General features: G+C 63.0%; 5 protein-coding genes. 3 read left to right on the plus strand and 2 right to left on the minus strand.

Annotated elements, in window-relative coordinates:
• Positions 1-659: sugar kinase (locus ENZ75_RS25845; RefSeq protein WP_164746506.1), on the minus strand; the 659-nt coding region annotated here is incomplete at its 3' end.
• Positions 660-811: 152 nt separating this feature from the next.
• On the opposite strand from ENZ75_RS25845, the gene ENZ75_RS25850 reads away from it, so the two are divergent.
• Together ENZ75_RS25850 and ENZ75_RS25855 are read left to right on the plus strand one after the other, a co-directional pair.
• Positions 812-1261, plus strand: coding sequence for a FixH family protein (locus ENZ75_RS25850; protein WP_024503807.1), 450 nt, complete (start codon positions 812-814; stop codon positions 1259-1261).
• Positions 1262-1268: 7 nt separating this feature from the next.
• Positions 1269-2468 carry a cytochrome c peroxidase gene (locus tag ENZ75_RS25855; RefSeq protein ID WP_063168172.1) on the plus strand — a complete coding sequence of 400 codons (1200 nt, stop codon included), beginning with the start codon at positions 1269-1271 and terminating at the stop codon, positions 2466-2468.
• 1 nt (position 2469) lies between these two features.
• Here ENZ75_RS25855 and ENZ75_RS25860 read toward each other — a convergent pair whose 3' ends face one another.
• Positions 2470-2922: an Lrp/AsnC ligand binding domain-containing protein gene (locus tag ENZ75_RS25860; RefSeq protein ID WP_013531233.1), complete on the minus strand. Its 453-nt coding sequence runs from the start codon at positions 2920-2922 to the stop codon at positions 2470-2472.
• A 163-nt stretch (positions 2923-3085) separates the two neighbouring features.
• Here ENZ75_RS25860 and ENZ75_RS25865 point away from each other — a divergent pair.
• Positions 3086-3355 (plus strand): hypothetical protein (locus ENZ75_RS25865; protein WP_164888000.1); only part of this gene is annotated, 270 nt, incomplete at its 3' end.

The raw sequence follows: 3355 nt of genomic DNA on the forward strand, positions 1-3355 counted from the left end.
TCGCTAACCAGTTGCCTGAGTCGCTTTGCGGTCGCTTGCGGTGTTGCATCGCCAAACAGCATCTGCTCGTCGGGGAAAGTCGGCAATGCGATGTCGGTGGCGGCAAGGGCTTCGACGATCGCTGCCTGTGCATCCTCGCGATTGCGCCAAAGCCGCGGCCGGTAGTTGGGATCGAAGGCGACAAGTGAACCGGCCGAGCGCGCCTTGGCGACAGCCGCCAGCAATACGGCGCGCGCGGCCTCATCCAGAATTGCCAAAGTGATTCCGGAAAAATAGACAAGCGCCTGATTTACCAGGTTTTCCGACAATGCAACCGGGTCTGAGGCGAGCTGCCGCGCGGCGGCGTCGCCGCGCCAGTAGGTGAAGGAACGCTCGGCCCCGGTCAGCGTGATGGCATAGAGGCCAGGCCGTGCGCCCGCTATGATCGGGCTGGAGCCGATGCCGATGCCGTTCTGGCCTAAGAAATCGATCTGGGCTTGCGAGAACGGATCGTCGCCGAAGGCCGAGACATAGGTTGCCGGCCGCTCAGTGCTCAGCGCGTGCAGCGCCCACAGCGTGTTGAACGTGTCGCCGGCAAAGCCCATGCGCCAGTTCGGTCCGGTCTGGCCCGACAGTTCGAGCATGCATTCGCCGATCGAGGCGACGCCGGTTCCCGCCATCTACAATCCTCCAGTGCTTCCCGGTGCTGTAGCTTTTTGCCATCGGCAGCGCCATGCTTGGCAAGCAGGGTTTTTTCCGCCACAGCGTTTTCCCACAGGCTGGCGGGATGCGATCCGTTCGGCAGAGCGTTGTCTGCAGAAGAGGAACCGGTTTGGCATCGATATGGCGTTATCTTCTGGCGGGTCTTGGTCTGGCTGCCTTGCTGGTCGGCATTCTCGCGGTCGTCTTCCTGACGGCGCCGCGTTCGTCGCTGCCAGCCGGCCCGGATGTCGCGCGGACGAAGAAAACCGACAACGGGCTGTACGTGGCGAGTTTCGTGCCGGAACGGGGCGTGGTGCGGCAGGGCGAACTGGAATCCTGGCTGCTGACCCTGAAGACAAAGACAGGGGCTTCGGTGGAGCGCGCCGCGATCGCCATCTCCGGCGGCATGCCGCAACACAATCACGGCCTGCCGACCAGCCCGCAGGTCACCGATTACCTGGGCGAAGGCCGTTACCGCATCGAGGGGCTGAAATTCACCATGAGCGGCTGGTGGCAACTTCGTTTCGCCATCTCATCCGGCGCCGGCTCCGATACCGTACTGTTCAACGTGGTGCTGTGAGCGATCGATGAAGCGCCTTTTCCGCTTTCTGGCGCTGATGGTCGCCGTCGTCCTCGTGGGCTGCGGCAAGCCTGATTTTTCCGACGCAGAAAAGAAGACTATCGCTTCGCTGGCGCTGTCGTCGCTGCCGGCGCTCAAGGCCGACACCACCAATCGTTTTGCCGACGTGCCGGCCGCCGCCGCACTCGGCTCGACGCTGTTCTTCGATCAGGGCATGAGCGGTGACGGGTCGGTATCCTGTTCGACCTGCCACAAGATCGACCGCCAGTTCCAGGACGACCTGCCGCAGGCGGTCGGCGTCGGCCACACCAACCGGCGCACCATGCCGCTGGCCGGCGTGGCGCACGATCCCTGGTTCTTCTGGGATGGCCGTCGCGACAGCCTGTGGGCGCAAGCGTTGACGCCGCTCGAAAATCCACTGGAGCAGGCGGGAAACCGCGCTGCCTACGCGCATTACATCAAGGCGCGCTTCGGCGAGCGCTATGAGCGCATTTTTGGGCCGCTGCCCGATTTTTCCGGCATGCCGTTGAATGCCAGCCCACTTGGAAACGATGCCGAGAAAGCAGCCTGGAATGCCATGAGCAGCGCGCAGCGCGACGCCATCAACGGTGTCTTCGTCAATATCGGCAAGGCGATTGCCGCCTTCGAACGCTCGATCGCGCCCACGCCAGCGCGCTTCGACCGCTTTGCGCTGGACCTCGCCACCGGTGCCGAGCCGAAGGGCGATGCTGTCTTTTCCAAACAAGAAATCCTTGGGCTTAAACTGTTCATCGGCAAGGCCAATTGCGTGACCTGTCACAACGGCCCGCGCTTCACCGACAACAGCTTTCACAACACCGGCGTGCCGCCTGTTGCGGGCCTGCCGCCGGATCGCGGCCGCATCGATGCCGTGCACCAAGTCGAGGCCGACCCGTTCAACTGCCTTGGCGCCTATCGGGACGGCGAGGTTGCCGCCTGCGGCGAACTGCGCTTCATGGTCAAGAATGCGCCACAACTCATCCGCGCCTACAAGACGCCGTCTCTGCGCGGTGCGGCAACGCGACCGCCCTATATGCATGCCGGGCAGTTTTCGTCGCTCGACGAGGTCGTGGCGCACTATGCGAAGGCCGCGCCCAGCGTCGAAGGGGTATCAGAGGTTCACCCGTTGGAGCTTTCAGACCGAGAACGCGCTGCTCTGGTGGCGTTCTTGAAGACGCTTTCGGAGTGATCTACCGATCCTTCACGGTCTCCATCGCCACAAAGGTCGAGGTCTGGGCGACATGGGGCAGGGCCGAGATGCGCTCGCCGAGGACGCGGCGGTAGGCGGCGATGTCCCTGGTGCGGACTTTCAGCAGATAATCGAAGCTCGATGCCATCATGTGGCACTGTTCGATCTCCGGCACAGCCTGTACGGACCGGTTGAAGGCGTCGAGCGCGGCGGATCTGGTGTCGGACAATTTCACCTGGACGAATGCGACATGGCCTTCGCCCATGCGCTCGCGGTCGACGATCGCCTGGTAGCCTCTGATATAGCCGTCCTTCTCAAGCCGCTTCACCCGCGCCTGCACCGGCGTCTTCGACAGGCCGACCTTTGCGGCTAGTTCTGACATGGAAAGCCGGCCATCGCTTGCAAGTGCGGCCAGGATATTCCGATCTATGCGGTCCAATTGGTCTTCTGTCATCGAAATCGCAGTCCAAATGTCAATTATATGCCGCTAGGATAGATCGAATGACCTGCAATGTCGATTTCTTTGGACCGGCCGAAATTTTGCACTTGTGCTAGCTTGCGCCATTCGGTCCGGTGACCGCCGGCCCGATCCCCTTTGCTCGATCCACGGGACCGCCATGCCAGCGCTCGATGCCATCCGCCAGCAGATCCGCGCCAACTACCTGCCCGACGAAGACGAGGCCGTGAAGCGGCTTGCCGAGGCGACGGGGCTCTCCGGGAAAGACCGCAAGGCGATCTCGGCTCGCGCCGCCGATCTGGTGCGCGCGGTGCGCGGCTCGTCGGATCCAAGGCTGATGGAAGTCTTCCTCTCCGCGTACGGTCTCTCCACCAAGGAAGGCGTGGCGCTGATGTGCCTGGCCGAGGCACTGCTGCGCGTGCCCGATACC

The organism is Mesorhizobium sp. M7A.F.Ca.CA.002.04.1.1 (assembly GCF_004022805.1).
Lineage (GTDB): Bacteria > Pseudomonadota > Alphaproteobacteria > Rhizobiales > Rhizobiaceae > Mesorhizobium > Mesorhizobium ciceri.